Origin of the sequence: Enterobacter sp. MEB024 (genome assembly GCF_030209635.1) — a bacterium.
Taxonomy (GTDB): Bacteria; Pseudomonadota; Gammaproteobacteria; order Enterobacterales; family Enterobacteriaceae; genus Enterobacter; species Enterobacter ludwigii.
The window spans coordinates 445,822-464,533 of record NZ_JARVRQ010000006.1; the positions used below are offsets into that span (position 1 = coordinate 445,822).

Annotated in this window: 15 protein-coding genes; 9 read left to right on the forward strand and 6 right to left on the reverse strand. The window is 54.9% G+C overall.

Annotated elements, in window-relative coordinates; genetic code table 11:
- Positions 1-121: 121 nt before the first annotated feature.
- Positions 122-1,078 carry a galactofuranose ABC transporter substrate-binding protein YtfQ gene (ytfQ, locus tag QRN24_RS13725; RefSeq protein ID WP_020882912.1) on the reverse strand — a complete coding sequence of 319 codons (957 nt, stop codon included), beginning with the start codon at positions 1,076-1,078 and terminating at the stop codon, positions 122-124.
- A 309-nt stretch (positions 1,079-1,387) separates the two neighbouring features.
- Between ytfQ and ppa the strand changes: the two genes are divergently transcribed.
- Both ppa and QRN24_RS13735 read left to right on the forward strand, forming a co-directional pair.
- A complete protein-coding gene (gene ppa, locus QRN24_RS13730) occupies positions 1,388-1,918 on the forward strand; it encodes an inorganic diphosphatase (protein WP_020882913.1) in 531 nt (176 codons plus the stop codon).
- Between the two features lie 511 nt (positions 1,919-2,429).
- Entirely contained in the window at positions 2,430-2,723 is a 294-nt protein-coding gene (locus tag QRN24_RS13735; protein ID WP_032669643.1) for a hypothetical protein, read from the forward strand.
- A gap of 42 nt (positions 2,724-2,765) precedes the next feature.
- Here the strand turns inward: QRN24_RS13735 and QRN24_RS13740 are convergent, their stop codons facing one another.
- The 3 genes from QRN24_RS13740 to tamA are packed head-to-tail and all read right to left on the reverse strand — an operon-like array spanning position 2,766 to position 8,619.
- The gene (locus QRN24_RS13740; protein ID WP_014168360.1) at positions 2,766-3,110 is read right to left on the reverse strand and encodes a gamma-glutamylcyclotransferase family protein; all 345 of its coding nucleotides are present in this window, start codon (positions 3,108-3,110) and stop codon (positions 2,766-2,768) included.
- A 2-nt stretch (positions 3,111-3,112) separates the two neighbouring features.
- The gene (gene tamB / locus QRN24_RS13745; RefSeq protein WP_284942813.1) at positions 3,113-6,889 is read right to left on the reverse strand and encodes an autotransporter assembly complex protein TamB; all 3,777 of its coding nucleotides are present in this window, start codon (positions 6,887-6,889) and stop codon (positions 3,113-3,115) included.
- A complete protein-coding gene (tamA, locus tag QRN24_RS13750) occupies positions 6,886-8,619 on the reverse strand; it encodes an autotransporter assembly complex protein TamA (protein WP_020882918.1) in 1,734 nt (577 codons plus the stop codon). The genes tamB and tamA overlap by 4 nt, the downstream gene beginning before the upstream one ends.
- Before the next feature lie 225 nt (positions 8,620-8,844).
- Between tamA and msrA the strand changes: the two genes are divergently transcribed.
- Positions 8,845-9,486, forward strand: a complete 642-nt coding sequence (gene msrA, locus QRN24_RS13755) for a peptide-methionine (S)-S-oxide reductase MsrA (protein WP_050737587.1) — start codon at positions 8,845-8,847, stop codon at positions 9,484-9,486.
- Here the strand turns inward: msrA and QRN24_RS13760 are convergent, their stop codons facing one another.
- On the reverse strand, positions 9,487-10,545 hold the full coding sequence (locus tag QRN24_RS13760) for a LacI family DNA-binding transcriptional regulator (RefSeq protein ID WP_014168356.1): 1,059 nt from the start codon (positions 10,543-10,545) through the stop codon (positions 9,487-9,489).
- Positions 10,546-10,738: 193 nt separating this feature from the next.
- Between QRN24_RS13760 and QRN24_RS13765 the strand changes: the two genes are divergently transcribed.
- The 6 genes from QRN24_RS13765 (at position 10,739) to paeA (ending at position 18,348) form a co-directional block, all read left to right on the forward strand.
- Positions 10,739-11,890: a Gfo/Idh/MocA family protein gene (locus tag QRN24_RS13765; RefSeq protein ID WP_284942814.1), complete on the forward strand. Its 1,152-nt coding sequence runs from the start codon at positions 10,739-10,741 to the stop codon at positions 11,888-11,890.
- 16 nt (positions 11,891-11,906) lie between these two features.
- Positions 11,907-13,085, forward strand: a complete 1,179-nt coding sequence (locus QRN24_RS13770; protein WP_196356058.1) for a Gfo/Idh/MocA family protein — start codon at positions 11,907-11,909, stop codon at positions 13,083-13,085.
- 2 nt (positions 13,086-13,087) lie between these two features.
- Complete coding sequence (locus QRN24_RS13775) at positions 13,088-14,155, forward strand: Gfo/Idh/MocA family protein (RefSeq protein WP_284942815.1); 1,068 nt, start codon at positions 13,088-13,090, stop codon at positions 14,153-14,155.
- A 12-nt stretch (positions 14,156-14,167) separates the two neighbouring features.
- A complete protein-coding gene (locus tag QRN24_RS13780) occupies positions 14,168-15,202 on the forward strand; it encodes a Gfo/Idh/MocA family protein (RefSeq protein WP_284942816.1) in 1,035 nt (344 codons plus the stop codon).
- A gap of 67 nt (positions 15,203-15,269) precedes the next feature.
- Entirely contained in the window at positions 15,270-16,817 is a 1,548-nt protein-coding gene (locus QRN24_RS13785) for an MFS transporter (RefSeq protein WP_014168350.1), read from the forward strand.
- A 193-nt stretch (positions 16,818-17,010) separates the two neighbouring features.
- A complete protein-coding gene (gene paeA / locus QRN24_RS13790; RefSeq protein WP_047743184.1) occupies positions 17,011-18,348 on the forward strand; it encodes a polyamine export protein PaeA in 1,338 nt (445 codons plus the stop codon).
- A gap of 78 nt (positions 18,349-18,426) precedes the next feature.
- Here the strand turns inward: paeA and QRN24_RS13795 are convergent, their stop codons facing one another.
- Positions 18,427-18,633, reverse strand: a complete 207-nt coding sequence (locus QRN24_RS13795) for a DUF1107 domain-containing protein (RefSeq protein WP_003856054.1) — start codon at positions 18,631-18,633, stop codon at positions 18,427-18,429.
- Between the last annotated feature and the right edge of the window lie 79 nt (positions 18,634-18,712).

Here is an 18,712-nt window from a genome sequence, read left to right on the forward strand (position 1 = left end):
TCCCCCTCACCCTCGCCCTCTCCCGGTTGGGGAGAGGGAAATTTTCATGCCAGTCTACCCGCCCTTGTACACCCTCTCCCCTCAGGGGAGAGGAGTGGGGTAAGGGGCGAGGGAAAAGGCCTTAGTAGCCCATATTTTTCTTCTTCTCTAACTCTTCTTTCGCGGTGTCAGGCAGGTAGAGCGTCGATTTGGTGATCGTCACTTTTTCAGGCAGGGTGCCGTCTTTCTTGAATTTCTCCAGCGCATCGAATGCCGGGCCAGCCATGTTTGGCGTCAGCTCCACGCTGGCGTTCGCTTCGCCGTCCATCATCGCTTTATAGATATCCGGCACGCCATCGATAGAGCCAGTGAGGATATCTTTGCCCGGCTTCAGCCCCGCTTCTTTGATGGCCTGGATAGCCCCGATCACCATGTCATCGTTGTGGGCGTAAACCATGCAAATGTTCTTGCCGTTGTTTTCAGCCTTGATAAAGCTCTCCATGACCTCTTTACCTTTACTGCGGGTAAAGTCGCCGGACTGAGAGCGGATAATCTTAATGTTTGGCGCTTTGGCGATGGCCTCCGCGAAGCCTTTCTTACGATCGATGGCCACGCTCGCCCCGACGGTCCCCTGCAACTCAACGACGTTACACGGCTTGCCATCCACCTGTTTCACCAGCCAGTCACCAATTAATTGGCCCTCGAGAACGTTGTTGGCGGTGACGGTGGTCATATAGAGAGATTTGTCTTTTACATCAATGGAACGATCGAGCAAAACAACCGGGATCTCAGCGTCTTTCGCTTCCTTCAGGACCGGCTCCCAGCCAGTGGCCACAACCGGCGCAATAAAGATGGCATCAACGCCCTGGGCGATAAATGACCGCACGGCTTTGATCTGGTTTTCCTGTTTTTGCTGCGCATCGGCGATTTTCAGGGTGATACCGCGTTTCTGGGCCTCGCTTTTCGCAACGTTGGTTTCTGCCGCTCGCCAGCCGGATTCAGAGCCGACCTGGGAAAAACCTACGGTTAAAGGGGCGGCCATCGCCATAGACGACATGGCTGCCGAAACTGCTGTGACAAGAAGTAAGCGCTTCCACATATGAACGTCCTCGTAGGGGTGTTTATTGTTGGTTAAAAGATGTTCTGCGAAATGACTATAGCCAATGAAATATGTAACGAATTGCGTTACATCACACTTCAGAAAAGTGAATAAAACGTTAATCACAAGTTTGTAATCGCTTTCATTTCACCATTAAAAAAGCGGCTGAGTTTATGGATTTTCCTGTCATGGAATCGGTCTGAAAAGTGGGGAGAACGTGGAGAGAAGACGAAAACAGGCGGAGACATTCAGCGCCAGTTGGCTATAATACCTGCCACTTGTTTACCATCCATTTTAAAGGACACAGACATGAGCTTACTCAACGTCCCTGCGGGTAAAGAACTGCCAGAAGACATCTACGTAGTTATCGAAATCCCGGCTAACGCAGATCCTATCAAATACGAAGTGGACAAAGAGAGCGGTGCGCTGTTTGTAGACCGTTTCATGTCTACCGCCATGTTCTACCCATGCAACTACGGTTACATCAACCACACCCTGTCTCTGGACGGTGACCCGGTTGACGTACTGGTTCCAACGCCATACCCACTGCAGCCAGGCGCAGTCATTCGCTGCCGTCCTGTTGGCGTGCTGAAAATGACCGACGAATCTGGTGAAGATGCGAAACTGGTCGCTGTTCCGCACACCAAACTGAGCAAAGAGTACGATCACATCAAAGATGTGAACGACCTGCCAGAACTGCTGAAAGCGCAGATCACTCACTTCTTCGAGCACTACAAAGACCTCGAAAAAGGCAAGTGGGTTAAAGTTGACGGCTGGGAAAACGCAGAAGCAGCGAAAGCGGAAATCATCTCCTCTTTCGAACGCGCTGCGAAGAAGTAATTCTTACCGCTGAATAATAAGGCCCCGCGAGTCGGGGCTTTTTTATGCCTTGCGTCTGGCGCGACACTGGCACGCTAAATACGGTATAGCGGGTAACATCTCAAGGAACCAGCAGAATCTATGAGCTTGTGACCCCAGGTTTTGTCCCCGGCAGAGCCGACCTGTTTGAAGAGCTTGCAGGGTATTATGAGAGTGATGGCCTGATATTTACCGATAGAGGTCTTTGATATTATCTAACGCTATTAATAGCCTGCTTTTGCCCTACTCGCTGCGTTAAAACAATTACCGACGAATATACCCGTTTCGTGTCTGCTTCAGGTCTTTATGAAGACAGGTGTGTCTACCCTTTTTGTTGCAATGCACAGCGGGTAGAATAAACGGCATACCCTGAGCTCAGGTGCTACTAATATCACCCATAGCTATTTTTTAATTGAGTTGCTGGCCAGCACACTCCTGACCGTCGCGATCGTGAGCGTTTTACATGCTACGTTTCTTTCTTCAAAGCATAAAGATGGGCTACATAAAGGCGTTTGACTGTTACGGCAAAGACAGCAAATGGCAGTATCTCTGCATCATGACATTCCAGCTCGCCTGGTTTTTGTTTTATTTATGGATCCCCTACCGTAGCGATTATGCCATTTTGCTGTTTTTACTGTTTTTTATTCCCGTCATTTCAAGCAATACGCGGTGCATCAACTACTACGGCTTTTCACGCGCCCTGTGCCTGATATGGCTGGTTGCTCCGTACATCATGCTTTTTGTTCCGCTGTTTTTGACCCGACGCCGAAGCACAGAAGAGAGCTAAGCCCATAAAAAACAACGCCACCTGACGGTGGCGTTGTTTTTTTCAGTACTGGTCTCTGTCTAACCAGTTACCGCTTACAATCCGCTTTAACCCCTCGACCGGACGCTGGTAGACGTACATCCACGCACTTCCATACGGCGTCTGGATCAACTGGCGAGCGTATTCACCGCCCCTGGTGCGCAAGGCATCAAGTTCGGCAAGTGTAGCATTATCAATACGATAAACTTCACCCTGTACTGTTCCTTCCCCAGGAACCGCGCCTGGATAGTGGCCCAGGCTATACAACTGGTAGTTCTCGATATTGTAATTCCCCAGCAGCAGGGCATTGGTCATCCAGTGACTGTTGCCTTGCTTGGTTCGTAAACTGCCGTAGACAAATATTCGCATTGCTAAAACTCAAACTGATAGAGCAGATCAAGTGCCTGGTCTACGCCGGACACTGCTTCCAGATATAGCTTAGGCATAAGGCGATAGCGTAACGTGAGTGTTGCCAGTGAGTCAAAGATCCCCACGCCATATTTTACCTGCAGACCCGGCAGTACATAGCCACTGACCACCACTTGCGAGGAGTCACCCACGCCCTGGGTGTCCAGTGCCAGATTGCTTACGCCGAACGTCTCGCCGATTTTACCCACAACCTGCCCACTTTGTGCAACCCCCAGACCCACTAACATCGAGGTCATCGCTGCACTGTCGCTCTGGCCGCTCTCCAGTCCTTGCCCACGCAGCAGGTAAGACAGGGCTTCCTGTTGCGACATTGCCGGGTCGGAGAAGATCTCCGCCTTCGGTTCATCAGCAGAGCCGGTAACGCGAACACCCGCAATAACGTCGTTTTCGGTGGCTTCCGGGTTACGAATCGCTTCGATATTGAGCAGTGGCTGATCCGGTGGGCCGGAGAACAGCAGCTCACCTTTACGCACAATCAGATCCTGACCATAGGCATGGAAGCGCCCTTCAGGAATATTGATCTGGCCGTTCAGACCCAGACCCTGCTTGTCCTGCGCGACTTTCAGATCCCCTGTCAGTCTCGCCTTCAGCCCAAACGCATCCAGACGCACGTTATTGCCGACGTGAACGGTGAGGTTACTGTTGATCGGAATACCGGCGCTCTTCTGCTCAACGGGTTTGAGATTTTCATTGAGCATGACTTCGTCACTGGAGACGCCCACCGCGCTCTCAGGCACCTCGTGCACCACGATGCGTGCCCACGGTACGTCCACGTTGCCGTCCAGCGTGAAGAGGCTTGGGGTGGCTTCAAAGACAATATCCGGGGATACGTCCAGACGTACCATCGGCGGTACGGTGATCCGCACCTTGCTGCCTTTGGCCGCAACACGGGCCCGCCAGTTATCAAGCTGGCTCCAGTCGGCGTCGCCGCTGAGGTTGATTTGCCCCTGCTGGGTACGCACCACCCCGGCGAGGGTCGAGCTCATGCCGTTGAAGTTTATCGCAATCTGGCTTGGCTGCATATCAAACGGCATAAAGTTGCCGTCGATATCCACGCCGTTAAGCTGCATCTGGCCAAACAGCTGCGGGCTTTGCGCATTGCCCGCCAGGCGCAGGTTCGCGCTGAGCATCCCCTCCGCTTTTTCTCCGCGTGAGAAAATCGGGTTGGCCATCGCCAGGTTGAAATTGCGGATATTAACGTTACCGGCGAGATTACGGCGTCCTTGCGGATCGGTAATCTGCACCTGCCCGTCAAACTGACCGTTGTTGGTCAGACGGATAAGCCACCCCAGCTCCGCGCGGTTGTTATGCAGATCGGCACTCAGGTTGAGGGTATCAAACGCCACCGGCAGCGGTGCGTCGTTCACTTCCTGTATCACCTTCACGTTACGACCAGAGAGCGTCACGCTACCCTGCGGCAGCCCCTCTTTGGTCGTGTCCCACGCGACATCGGCTTTCCCGCTAAAGACGCCGCTGGCCTGAGTCGTCTCCGGCATAAACGGTTTTAGCATCGCCAGGTCGAAGCGATTAAGGTTGATCTGCGCACGCCCTTCAGCCCCCGCATCAATGGTCTGCGGCACGCACAGTTCCGCATTCGGGTTGGTCCAGCAGTGCGGTCCGATACTGATCTTTTGTTCGGCGTTGCGGTAGTCCAGCGCGATAGAGCGGGACAGCGCCAGCGGCCCTACCGGGGTGTTGAAGCGGGTATTGTCCAGCGTCCCTTTCCAGCGCGCCTGTTTGCGATCAAAGCTTCCGGTCAGATGAAGCTGACCGGATACCGGCTCGCCCTGCACCTTAAGCTGGAGATCGTGCTGTTTTTCGTTACCTTTGGCATCCAGAGTAACCAGATTAATGTTCACGTCGGGCTGAGAAATGCGCTCCACGCGCAGGTTCAGGTTACCGCCAATCTGATCGGTGGATTTCACATCCCCTTCGACGCGAACCCGCGCAACGGTCAGCGCCTGCCAGCGCAGGTTGCTGGCGGTGATATCGGCCAGCAGCTGCGGAGCCTCTACCGTGCCGCGCACCTTCACTAACCCTTTCGCCGTACCGCCCAACCCTGGCAGGGCGTTATCCAGATTTGGCGCATCAATGGTGGCATCGAGATTAAGATCTTTCACCCCCAGCTCGCCTTTGATATCCGCCGTGTTACGGCCCAGCGCCACGTGCAGACCCGGGATCACCCACTGCAGATAGCTGTTGCCCTTCAGCGAGCCTTCAACGTTGACCTTATTCTGCTTCACGTTACCGGTAAGCTTGATTTCCGGCACGTCCATCTGCCACGTACCGCCATACAGGCTGCCGCGGGTTTTGATCAGGCCGTCCAGTTTTGATGGCCAGTCCGGCACCTCTTTGGCCGTGTTGATCCCCGTCAGCTTCAGCTCGCCGCGCCAGCTGATCGCCTGCTGCCAGTCGAGCAGCGCGGTGAGTTCCGTTTTGCCTTCCAGCGCCGCGACGGTCAGTTTGTCGAGATTCACCTGCTGCTCGTTCCCTTTAGCATCCAGCGTAATCGTCGCAGGCGGAACACCTTGCCCCTTCACCGCCGTGCGGAACGACAGGGTGTAATCGGTCATTTTGCCGCTCAGCTTGAGCTTCAGGTCATCGGCCTGGAACTGTTTTTCGCCGGTGAACGGCCAGTAGAGTTGCTTACTGACAACCTCAAGGTTGAGCGGCAGCCCCGCTTCCGCCAGCTGCGTTTGCGCGCGCAGATCCATATCCACCGGGCCGGAGAGGTTAACGCCGACATCCAGTTTATCGCGCAGCGCCCCGCCCACTTTGACCTTCACTTTTTCGCCTTTCAGCGGGTCGATGTTGAGCGAACTGTTCAGGGTGATATCCACCGGCCAGTTGTCGCGCAGCAGGGCATTCCCTGACGCGTTAACCGAGCCCTGGTTGGTGTCGATATCCAGCGCGTCGAGCTTCATGTTGCCGTCGATGCTGCTGACTTTAAGCAGCATGTTGAAGACCGTCAGATCGGTATCGCCGGTGAGACGCAGCTGCTCGCCTTTAAACTCTTCGATATTCAGGTTCAGCGGCAGATGAACGTCCGTCATCTCCGGCAGCACAGGTTTAGAGAAGAGATCTTTCAGCGTTTCGCCCAGCGGTTTCTCTTCCGGCTGCGGGTTCTGGATCTTCGGCTCGACAATTTCTTCCTGCGCCACGTCCTCCACTTTCGGCAGCGCAATCAGCAGCCCCTGAAGGGAGGTTGGCGTCAGAGTGAGGTTTTTCTCCTGCCAGCGCAGGCCGGAGGTGAAATCCATTACGGAGACGGTGGTGTCGTCGATTTTAACATTGACGTTATCCAGCGCTACCCGATAGAGGGCAATCGGATACGGTGTGGAGAGATTCAGCGGGCCGCTATCCTCTTCCTCAACGGGGGCCGATTTCGGCATTTTCTTCGAATCTATCGCCACGTTCACGTCTTTCAGCGACAGATCGTTAACGCACAGCTTGCTGTCCCGCAGGCAGCCCAGCTTCACCGCGAGGTGAAATTCCCCCGCGTTTACCGCCACGCCAGGCTGCTCATAGCGGATGTTTTTCAGACGCAGATCGCGCCAGCCGCCTGTCACCTGGCCAATTTCCAGCCCGGGAACCCAGCGGTTAGCCGCGTTAAACAGCAGATGCAGGCCAGACGTCGTTCCGACCAGAAACGCCACCGTACCGAGCAGCAGTACGATAAAAATCAGCACCCCGAGGCTTATCTTCTTCCATAAACTCATAATTCAGGCCCCAGACCGATGTAAAACTGTAAACCGTGTTCTTCTTTATCACCCACCGGCACGGCGAAATCGAGCTTGATTGGCCCGACGGGAGACTGCCAGCGTACGCCCACGCCCGCGCCGGTTTTAAAGTCGCTGCGGCGGATATCGCTTACCGCTTCACCGCCGTCGACAAACATCGCGCCCCACCATTTTCCGCTGACGTTGTACTGGTACTCCAGCGAGCCGGTAGCCAGCTTGGAGGCACCAATCAGCTTGCCGTCATCATCTTTCGGCGCGATGGATTTGTATTTGTAACCGCGAATACTGCGGTCGCCACCGGCGAAGAAGCGCAGATCCGGCGGAACTTTGTCGAAGTCGCCGGTTTCAATCCAGCCGAGGTTGCCGCGCATCACGAAGCGGTGTTTGTCATACAGCGTGCGGATCCAGACGTTTTGCGCCTGAATCACCGAGAAATCCACATCGGAACCCCACATGGTGTTGGAGTAATCGATGGAGTAACGCTGGGAATCGCCCCAGGTTGGCATCAGGCCGCCGCGCGAGCGGGTACGGCTGATCATCACCCCCGGGTAGAGCAGCATAGTGGTGTTGGTGACGTTGGCCTGGGTAAAGTGGTCCAGACTCCAGCGCAGGTTAATGGCGCGCTGCCAGCCGCTGGAGAGGTCCCAGTATCGCGATACCGCAAGCGTGGTGGAATCTGCCTCGGTATCGTTCAGGTCGGTACGCTTAAAACCGCCCTGAACAAGGTAATACTGTTCAAGCGGGTTTTTCAGCAGCGGCATTTTGTAGCTGAAATCGAGCTGCTGTTCCGGCGCTGAGATACTGGCGCTGGTGGTCAGGCTGTGGCCGTATGAGTTCATCCACGGCTTTTTCCACGTGGCTTTCACGCGCGGACCGACGTCGGTCGAATAGCCAACACCGGTCTCAATGGTGTTCTCGGTGCGCGGCGAAACAACGCCATGCAGCGGCAACACCTTGGTTTTGCGCGATTTATCAAACTCTGGCGCGACAACCACCGAGTTAAACCACCCGGTGGCGGAGAGGCGGCGGTTCAGCTCCGCCAGATCACGCGACTGGTAGTAATCGCCCTTTTTGAAAGGCACGAGGTTTTGTAGATACTCTTCACGAATTTGTGAGCCTTCGAAGGTCACATCGCCGAAACGATAACGTTCGCCGCTGTCATAATCGATATCCCAGAAGGCCTGGTGCCTGTCGAGCGCAATGCCCAGCTGGCTTTTGTCGAACTGGCTGTCAAAGTACCCCTTACGCAGGGAAACGCTCGTCAGCTCTTTTTTGAAATGGTCGTAGTCACCGTGGTTCAGCACGGTACCGTTTTTCGGCCGCGTGCTGAGCAGATCCAGGTAATCCCGGTCCGTACGCGCGCCGCCGCGCAGAATGACGTTAGTGCCGCCGATCAACACCGGCTCACCCGGTGAAACGCGGGCAATAAGCACCTGTCGCCCCTTCTTTGGCGGCGGACGGAGATCGAAATCAATGGTGGGTTCGTAATAACCCAGCGCTTTCAGCCCTTCGCGGATCGCATCATCCACGCGCGCGCGAAAACGCCGGTCCGGCGTCACTTCGTCGCTCTCGATGGTCGACAGCTGCGCACGCACGTTTTTTTCCAGCGCCCCGGATAACCCCTCAACCTGCAAACGGACATTCGCCGCGCTGGCAACCCCGCTTGTCAGCAATAAACTGACCAAACATAACTGGCGGATTTTTGTCACGTTTTCTCCTGAATATCCCTTTTTCCACCCTGGAAGCAAATGAAGTGCCGCTCCGCGGCAAAATACGGCCTGTTAGCCAAAAACCCACATCACGGGTTGAAAACGGGTGTAACACCCAAATATTTCTTATGATTAAATCTAGACTCATTCAGCGCATTTATTGTGTTCAATTAAACGCTTCGTGACAACCTTAACCGAAACATCGCAGCCCGGGAGGCCCCCATCGTGAGTTTATTCGACAAAAAGCATCTTGTTTCACAAGCTGATGCATTACCGGGACGCAACACCCCTATGCCTGTGGCGACCTTACACGCCGTGAATGGCCATTCAATGACAAACGTTCCTGATGGAATGGAAATCGCCCTGTTCGCCATGGGCTGCTTCTGGGGCGTAGAACGCCTCTTCTGGCAACTCCCCGGCGTTTACAGCACCGCGGCGGGCTACACGGGGGGGTATACACCAAACCCAACCTACCGCGAAGTGTGCTCTGGCGAGACCGGTCATGCCGAAGCCGTACGCGTGGTGTATGACCCTGCCGTCATTAGCTATGAGCAACTTCTGCAGGTGTTCTGGGAAAACCACGACCCGGCCCAGGGCATGCGTCAGGGTAACGACCACGGCACCCAGTACCGCTCGGCTATCTACCCTCTCACTCCGGAGCAGGAGACGGCCGCCCGCGCAAGCCTGGCGCGCTTCCAGAAAGCGATGCACGATGCCGGTGACAATCGCGAGGTCACCACGGAAATCGCCTCTGCCAAACCGTTCTACTATGCGGAAGACGACCACCAGCAGTACCTGCATAAAAACCCGTACGGCTACTGCGGTATCGGGGGTATCGGCGTCTGCCTGCCGCCACAGCTGGCCTGATTACTGGTCTAGCGCCACGCGAGCCGCGTGGCGCGTGGCATTACTGACCGACCCATAATTCATGACTTTTCCCTGCAACAGCAGGTTAAAAACCGGTGCCTGCGGCCTGTTAAGGCGGGTCTGCAGCAGGTGCACGGCCTCAATCCCCAGTTCGCGGCAGGGCACCGTGACCCCCGTGACCGGTTTTTCCAGCCGGTGCGCTAAATTCCAGGCAAAATCGGTGGTAATCAGAGAGATGTCTTCCGGGACGCGCAGCCCGTGGCGGGTTAATGCCCTCACCACACCTTCGGTCATGCTGGTGCTGTTCGGGAAAATCACCTCAGGCCACTGCGCTCTGTCATGACTCAGCAGCCACTCATCCAGCGCCCGCTCGGCTTCGTCTGCGGTAAACCACTCCGTCACGAGTAAATCACGCTGCGGCTCAAAGGCGACGTGAAAATGGCGATACGCCTCTTTAATGCCATCCAGACGAGCATAAAGCGTATCTCGCCGAAGGCAGGTCAGCGTCAGGACCCGCCGGTGCCCCTGTTCAAAGAGATACTGCATGGCGGTGAAGCCAATCGCCCGGTGATCGGGTGATACCGAATCCAGTACCCGCTCCCGGTCCACGGAATTAATTAAGACGCAGGGTTTATTGAGCGTGCTGGCCAGTTTAAATATGGTGGCATCATCAGTACCAATAATAATTATCGCGTTGATGTTCTTCTGGCTGGCCTTTTCCATAAATAATTTTACATCGGCGTGCTGTTCTTCTAATCCGCAACAGCTGACCCACACATTGTGTGGCGAGCAGGCCTCAGCAATCCCTTTGGTCACCTCCAGATAAAAAATATCGCCGCGCCCCTGAAAGGTTCTTTCCGGAGCAAAAACGGCAATACCGTTAATCAACAGCCGTCCACTGGCCATGGACTCCAGCACGCCCAGCTCTCGGGCGGTGCGAACGATCGCATCCCGGGCTTTATCGCTGGTATATGACTTGCCGCTTAATACCCTCGACACCGTGCTAACGGAATATCCCGTGAGGGCCGCGATCTCCTCCATTTTTAACCTGCCCGGCATAGTGTGACCTCGCTCTCAATCAGTTTTTGCAAATATTTGCAGAAACAGCCTTTTGATTTTAAAACCAAATTTCAGAAAGCCTGGAGATTACTTATTCACCTTGCGAGTATTCTCACAAAAACACATTGTCGCTACGCCTCGCCTTTCCTATTTTCCGGTCATCACTTCTTTTCAACTGAAATTAAGGTGTGACATGGAGAAGGTACGTTTTGGCATTATTGGTATAGGTAATATCGGTACGGTCCACGCACGTTATTTACTCGCGGGTACGGTCAATGACGCCTGCCTGACGGCGGTTTGTGACAATGCACCGGAAAAACACCCGGCCATTCGCCAGCTGGTGGGGGCCATTCCCCTGTTCAGTGATGCCCAGGAGATGATCCAGAGCGGGCTTATCGACGCGGTGATTGTCGCCACGCCCCATTACGAACATCCGCGCCTGTCGATGCTGGCGATGCGTAACGGCATTCATACCCTGTGTGAAAAACCGGCAGGCGTTTATACGGCGCAGGTGCAGGAGATGAACGCCTGCGCGCGCGAGTGCGACGTGGTGTTTGGCATCATGTACAACCAGCGACCAAACCCGCTCTACCGGAAGGTTAAGGATCTTATCGACAGCGGTGAGCTGGGCGAGATCCGCCGTTCTAACTGGATAATCACCAACTGGTACCGCTCGCAGAGCTACTACAACTCCGGCGGCTGGCGCGCGACCTGGAAGGGAGAAGGCGGCGGCGTGTTGCTCAACCAGGATCCGCATCAGCTCGATCTCTGGCAGTGGCTGGTGGGCATGCCGGTCCGCCTGCGCGCGTTTTGCCAGTTCGGCAAACATCGTGACATTGAAGTGGAAGACGAGGTCACCGCCTATGCCGAGTATGCCAATGGGGCTACCGGTGTATTTCTCACTACCGTGGCAGAAACGCCGGGGACAAATCGCCTGGAGATCGTCGGGGATCGCGGCAAAGTGGTCGTCGAAGAGGGGCGGCTTCGCTACTGGCGGCTACGTGAGTCCGAAACCGCGTTTAACGCCCGCTGGCAAAACGGTTTTGGGGAGCCTGAATGCTGGGAGGTCGACATTCCTGTCGCCGCCGAATGCAGCGAACATCATGTCATTACCGCAAACTTCTGCGCCGCCATCCTGCGCGGTGAACCGCTGATTGCGCCGGGCCTGGACGGGATCCACGGCCTGACGCTCTCTAATGCCATGCATCTTTCCACCTGGACTGACGACTGGGTCGAACTGCCGATCAACGAGAAACACTACTTGCGCCTGCTCCAGCAACGCATCAGCACCTCTGTTGCTAAAGAGGCCGTAAACGTGACGCTTGATGCCTCAGGCACCTGGTAACTCCGGAGACGACACGATGCTAAATATCGCCATTGTAGGTACAGGCAATATCTCACATAACCATATTCAGGGTTATTTGCAGTTTGGTCAGCGCTGCCGGATTGTCGCGCTGGTGGATATCTACCCGGAAAAAGCGCACGAGAAAAAAACGCGCTACGGCCTGACGCAGGCCCGCGTGTATGAGAGCCATCAGCAGATGCTGGCATCCGAGCCAGACGTCGATATCGTCGATGTCTGCACCCCGCCGTATGTCCACGCACAGATCAGCATTGATGCACTGGAGGCCGGGTGCCATGTGCTGTGTGAAAAGCCGATGGCCGCCTCGCTTGAGGAGTGCGACGCAATGATTGCGGCTCAGCAGGCCAGCGGCAAAACGCTCTCCATCATTGCGCAAAATCGCTTTACCGATGCCTTCTGGCGCTTAAAAGCAGCGCTGGATTCCGGCCTCGCGGGCAAAATCTGCCATGCGCAGGTGGATTCGTTCTGGTGGCGCGGCCACTGCTATTACGATCTGTGGTGGCGTGGCACCTGGGAAAAAGAGGGGGGCGGCTGCACGCTCAATCACGCGGTTCACCATATCGACGCTATTCAGTGGATGCTCGGGTTTCCATCCGAGGTGGTGGCGATGATGACCAACGTGGCGCATGACAATGCCGAAGTGGAAGACCTCAGCGCCGCAATATTCAAATATCCCAGCGGCGCACTCACGCAGCTTACCGCCTCGGTGGTGCATCACGGCGAAGATCAGACGATCGTCATCCAGGGCGATCGCGCACGCATCTCTGCCCCCTGGCAAGCCTGTGCCAGCGTGAGTGCCGATAACGGTTTTCCTCAGGAAACTCACGACCAGCAGCGGGAAGCACAGCTCAACGCTGTTTTTGCGCAGACACCGGCACTCGCGTGGACGCTGCATACCGGGCAGATTAACGACCTGCTGCTGAGTATTGAACGCGGCACGGCCCCGCTGGTGGATGGATTACAGGGAAAACGCTCGCTGGAGTTGATTACCGCAATTTATAAATCTGCCATCACCCGCACCGTGGTCTCGCTCCCCATTCCACGTGACGATCCGTTTTACCGTACCGGCGGGATTAACACCCTCGCCCCCCGTTTTCATGAGAAATCCGCAAGCGTGGCCAACTTCAGCGAAGTGGGCGCTATCCCCCTGGGTAAAGATCTGGATCGAGGAATCTGAAGATGAATAAACATGACGGAATGAACTACGCGCCAGTCGGCAAACCTCAGCCCGTTGTCCGGGAAGGTGAATTTGTCTTTGCCGCTGCCGCGCTCGACCACGGGCATATTTATGGAATGTGTAACGGGCTGATTGAAGCCGGCGCCACGCTGAAATGGGTTTACGATCCCGATCCGTCCAGAGTGGATAAATTTATCCAGCAGTATCCGCAGGTCAGAGTGGCGGATTCGCTGGAGGCGATCCTCGCCGATAACGAGGTGCGTCTGGTGGCAGGCGCCGCCATCCCCTCTGAGCGCTGTGCGCTGGGGCTGAAATCGATGGCGGCGGGGAAGGATTACTTTACCGACAAAGCGCCGCTCACCACCCTTGAACAGCTGGCAGATGCCAAAGCGATGGTTGAAAAAACCGGTAAGAAATACGCAGTTTACTACAGCGAACGTCTGCATGTTGAGAGTGCTGTCTTTGCCGGTCAACTGGTAAAGCAAGGTGCCATCGGCGACGTGGTACAAACGCTGGGGACAGGCCCACACCGTGAAGGCGAAGGAAGGCCGGATTGGTTTTACGATCGGCGATACTTCGGCGGCATCCTGTGTGACATCGGCAGCCATCAGATTGAGCAGTTCCTTTTTTACACCGGCAACCGCGATGCAACCGTGATGGCAAGCCAGGTCCGGAACGTTAAACACCCGCAGTACCCCGCCTTTGAAGATTTTGGCGACGCAATGCTCAAAGGCGAAAACGGTGCCAGCGGCTACTTCCGCTGCGACTGGTTTACCCCGGACGGGCTGTCCACATGGGGTGACGGGCGACTGACGCTGCTCGGCACCGAGGGCTACATCGAAATCCGCAAATACGTCGATTTAACCCGCGGCGAGCAGGATGTGGTTTATCTCGTCAATAAAGAGGGGGAGTTCCGTTATCCGGTAGCAGGCCAGGTCGGATTCCCGTTCTTTGGCGAACTGATCCTCGACTGTCTCCATCGGACTGAAAATGCCATGACGCAGGCGCACGCTTTCAAGGCTGCGGAGCTGTGCGTGAAGGCTCAAATGCTCGCCAACGCGGCGGGTTAAGGGGAGCCGGAGATGACTATCCTGAATACCGCTATCATCGGCGGCGGGGCGATTCATGGCTGCCATGTCAATGCCCTGCGCCAGATATCCAACGTCGCGCTGCGTGCGCTGGTCGACATCGACAGCGTTAAAGGACTGGCGCTGGCGAAAGACTATCAATGCCGTTTTTATCAGGATTACCGGGAAATGCTGCTGGATGATGCCATCGACGTGGTACACATCTGTACGCCCCATTTCGAGCATAAAGAGATGATTCTGGCGGCACTTGCCGCCGGGAAGCATGTTTTCTGCGAAAAGCCGGTGGGCATGAACACCCGTGAACTCATTGATATCACCCGTGCAGCCGATCGGGCTCAGAGCCTGCTCGGCGTGTGCTATCAGAACCGGCTCAACCCCACCAGCCAGCGTATTCGGCAGGAGTTAGGCCATGGACAGCTGGGGAAAATGCTCAGCATCAGGGCAGTACTCACATGGTCACGCGCGGGCGCTTACTACACGCAAAGCCCCTGGCGCGGCCGGCTGGCAACAGAAGGCGGGAGTCTGCTGATCAACCAGGCAATCCATACGCTCGACCTGATGCAGTGGTTCGGTGAAGGCGTGACGCGAGTGAAAGGCGTGGTGGATAGCGGTGAGCTGGCAGACGTGACCGAAGGCGAAGACAGCGCAATGGCCACGCTACACTTCGCCAACGGCGCCCGCGGCCTGTTTTATGCCAGCAATTGCCACACCACGGACGCCCCTCTCCTGCTGGAGATCCACTGTGAACACGGCTCGCTGCTGCTGAATGACAACACTCTCTGGCGCGTCACACCGGGTGAGCGGTTAAAACTGGCAAGCGATGATTCCCCCGACGGCACGGTAAAAAGCTACTGGGGGCTGGGTCATCAGCAGGCGATCCACCGGTTTTATACTGCCGTTCATCATCCGGAAAACAGAGACTATATCGATATCCGTACCGCCGGAAAATCACTCACCCTTGTGGAGGCTATTTATCGGTCATCTCAAACAAAACAATGGATAAATATCAACAACCAGAACGTAATTTGAATTCCAGACGTTAATAAAAATACGCCCCGTAAAACGGGTTAATCATTACCCTACACTGGATATTATTATGGTCAAACCAACTGAACGTAGAGTTGGTTATGGCGTGGCGCTTGGCTACGGCATAACCGATCTGTTTGGCGGAGGCGCTTTCGCCATTATCGGCACCTGGCTGTTATTTTTTTACACGACCTATTGCGGGCTGTCTGTTATTGAAGCGGGCTCTATATTTGCTATCGCCCGCGTCATTGATGCGCTGTTAAGCCCGATCATGGGTTATATCACTGATAATTTTGCGGGTACCTGGCTCGGCCGTAAATTTGGCCGTCGCCGTTTCTTTTTATTACTGAGTTCCCCGTTAATGTTTTTGTATGCCCTGCTGTGGCTGACGGATATGGGGTACTGGTATTACCTGGGAACCTATCTCTCTATTGAACTGCTGTCGGCGATGGTGCTAGTGCCGTGGGAGACGCTGGCCGCAGAAATGACGAACCGCTATGAAGAGCGCAGCCGACTTTCAGGGGTGCGCATGATCTGCTCTCAGCTTGGGGGGTTTCTTGCCGTTTCCGTCCCCGGCGTCATTATGCAGTTCACCGGGAAAGACAATCCGTTTACCTATACGCTCACCGGCCTGATATTTTCCTGCGTTTTTTGCCTTGCGGTGTTTATTACGTGGTACACCACCTGGGAAGCGAAAGATGTGCATCAGGAGTCCGATTTTAAGATAGATAACCAGCGCAGCAGCGGGGTAGCCAATCATCTGAAATATCTGGTACTGGACCTCTTTTCGTCCTTTCGCATCCGCGCATTCCGCCTGCATATCATTATTTATATCTTCTCGTTTACTGCGATGGACGTCTTCGGCTCAGTCTTTACCTATTATGTCGTTTATTGTCTGAGCCAGGATGCGGCGGCCGTGTCGGGCTGGCTGAGCATTGCCGCCTTTGCCTCGGTACCAGGCACGTACGGATTTATGCTGCTTTTGAACCGGCTGAATATCACGCCGTCCGCCGCGCTACGCCTCTCCTATGGCTGTATCTTCGCCGTGCTGGTATTCCTGTTTACGGTCTACCTCACCAAAACGCAGGTGCCAACACTGCTGTTCTCGGGAGTCTTTATCCTGCTAGGTGCCGCCCGCTCTGGTCTTTATTACATCCCGTGGAATATCTACAGTTTCATCCCTGATATCGATGAGATTGTGACGCAGCAGCGCCGCGAAGGGATTTTTGCCGGGGTGATGGTATTGACCCGCAAAAGCACCGTGGCGATTGCCATTATGATCATCGGCCTGGTGCTGCAGGAGTCAGGGTTTGTGAAGGGCAGCGGCGCACAGCCTGAAAGCGCGCTGGGAGCCATTATCGGCCTGCTGATTTTCGCGACGGCGGCCCTTCTGGCCGTGAGCTTCTTCACGACCTACAAATTTAAACTGACCCGCGAGACGCACAAGCTGCTGCTGAAGGAGATTGCGCGCCGCAAGCTGGGCGGAGATTATCGCGACTGCGACGCCAACACCCGCGTGGTGATCAAACAGCTCACCGGCTATGAGTATGATCAGGTGTGGGGAGGGGATGCCACGCGCCGGGCGGCAGGAAACGCCAGTTTATCCGCAGTAAAATAGCCGTACGTACCGGACAGCGCTTCGCTGTCCGGCCGGTTTTATGCCAAAATGTGACCTCTGGCAGATTTACACGCCTTTACGCTATACTACCCGCTGAAATAATCAGCTCAACGCTACGAGCTGACGTTCTATGTGTCTTCACACAAATGTAATTAACTTCCCTTCCGAGGATCTGGCTGAAGCCGGATAAACTATGTTAAACAGTATTTTAGTGATACTTTGTCTCATTGCCGTCAGTGCATTTTTCTCGATATCCGAGATCTCGCTGGCCGCCTCCCGTAAAATCAAACTGAAACTGCTTGCTGACGAAGGCAACGTTAACGCATCACGCATACTCAAAATGCAGGAAAACCCGGGAATGTTTTTCACCGTGGTGCAGATTGGCCTGAACGCGGTCGCCATCCTGGGCGGTATCGTGGGGGATGCAGCATTTTCACCGGTGTTTCATGGCCTCTTCGCACGCTACTTTTCACCTGAACTCTCCGAGCAACTGAGTTTTATTCTCTCCTTCTCGCTGGTGACTGGCCTGTTCATCCTCTTCGCTGATCTGACCCCGAAACGCATCGGTATGATTGCGCCAGAAGCTGTGGCTTTGCGCATCATCAACCCGATGCGCTTCTGCCTGTTCCTGTTCCGTCCGCTGGTGTGGTTCTTCAACGGCCTGGCCAACAGCATTTTCCGCCTGTTTAAAATTCCGATGGTGCGAAAAGACGATATCACCTCTGATGATATCTATGCGGTCTTCGAAGCGGGTGCCCTGGCGGGCGTGCTGCGCAAGCAGGAGCACGAGTTGATTGAGAACGTGTTTGAGCTGGAATCCCGCACCGTACCGTCATCCATGACCGGACGTGAAAACGTGATTTGGTTCGACCTGCACGAAGACGAGCAGAGCCTGAAGCAAAAGGTGGCCGAGCACCCGCACTCCAAGTTCCTGGTCTGTAATGAAGATATCGACCACATCATCGGTTATGTGGACTCGAAAGACCTGCTGAACCGCGTGCTGGCTAACCAGAGCCTGGCGCTCAACAGCGGCGTTCAGATCCGCAATACCCTGATTGTTCCGGATACCCTCACCCTCTCTGAAGCGCTGGAAAGCTTCAAAACGGCCGGTGAAGATTTTGCCGTTATCATGAACGAATACGCGCTGGTGGTGGGCATCATCACCCTCAACGATGTGATGACCACGCTGATGGGCGACCTGGTTGGCCAGGGTCTGGAAGAGCAGATTGTTCAGCGTGATGAGAACTCATGGCTTATCGACGGCGGTACGCCGATTGACGATGTCATGCGCGTGCTGGATATCGACGAGTTCCCGCAGTCAGGTAATTACGAGACCATTGGCGGCTTTATGATGTTTATGCTGCGAAAAATCCCGAAACGTACCGACTCGGTGAAGTTCTCTGGCTACAAGTTTGAAGTGGTGGATATTGATAACTACCGCATCGACCAGTTGCTGGTGACGCGTATCGATAATAAACCGACCGTGCTGGTACCGCGGATGCCTGACGCAGAAGATAAAGTGTCGGCGTAAGGTCCATAAACATCAACGGCTCCCATCGGGAGCCGTTTTTTTATCAACTGCGTTTTTAACTACTGCATAGCACGTTGGTTAAGCCATCTCAGTTTGCAGACGCATAACCTGACGGTTGACTTCAGACATCACAGACAGGTGCTGCTTGTCCTTCACTTTTGGGATAAGGATCTTGCCCTTATCAAACTCAAAAGCGCCAACATCCTTGATATACAACCGTCCACGGAACAGGATCTTCACGTACTTCGCCACCTGAAGCGGGTTGTAGCGTTGGAAAATTTTCATTCTTGTATCTCCTGCGAATCATACGCTCTTGCGGTGCCACAATCGGCCCGACTGTCCTGAGCGCAAATTTTGTTGCCCA